This window comes from Agrobacterium sp. ST15.16.024, assembly GCF_027956545.1.
GTDB classification, from domain to species: Bacteria; Pseudomonadota; Alphaproteobacteria; order Rhizobiales; family Rhizobiaceae; genus Agrobacterium; species Agrobacterium cucumeris.
This window is the reverse complement of sequence record NZ_JAQKGO010000077.1, coordinates 1-375: the sequence shown is the minus strand read 5'-3', so window position 1 is coordinate 375 and position 375 is coordinate 1. Positions and strand designations below refer to the sequence as shown.

Annotated in this window: 1 pseudogene; it reads right to left on the bottom strand. The window is 50.9% G+C overall.

Features of this window, described 5'->3' with window-relative positions:
- Nucleotides 1-75 precede the first annotated feature (75 nt).
- A pseudogene (locus tag PL640_RS25705) lies at nucleotides 76-375 on the bottom strand (IS6-like element IS26 family transposase); the annotation flags it as partial.

Here is a 375-nt window from a genome sequence, read left to right as displayed (position 1 = left end):
CCAATCGGCACTGTTGCAAATAGGGCACTGTTGCAAAGTTAGCGATGAGGCAGCCTTTTGTCTTATTCAAAGGCCTTACATTTCAAAAACTCTGCTTACCAGGCGCATTTCGCCCAGGGGATCACCATAATAAAATGCTGAGGCCTGGCCTTTGCGTAGTGCACGCATCACCTCAATACCTTTGATGGTGGCGTAAGCCGTCTTCATGGATTTAAATCCCAGCGTGGCGCCGATTATCCGTTTCAGTTTGCCATGATCGCATTCAATCACGTTGTTCCGGTACTTAATCTGTCGGTGTTCAACGTCAGACGGGCACCGGCCTTCGCGTTTGAGCAGAGCAAGCGCGCGACCATAGGCGGGCGCTTTATCCGTGTT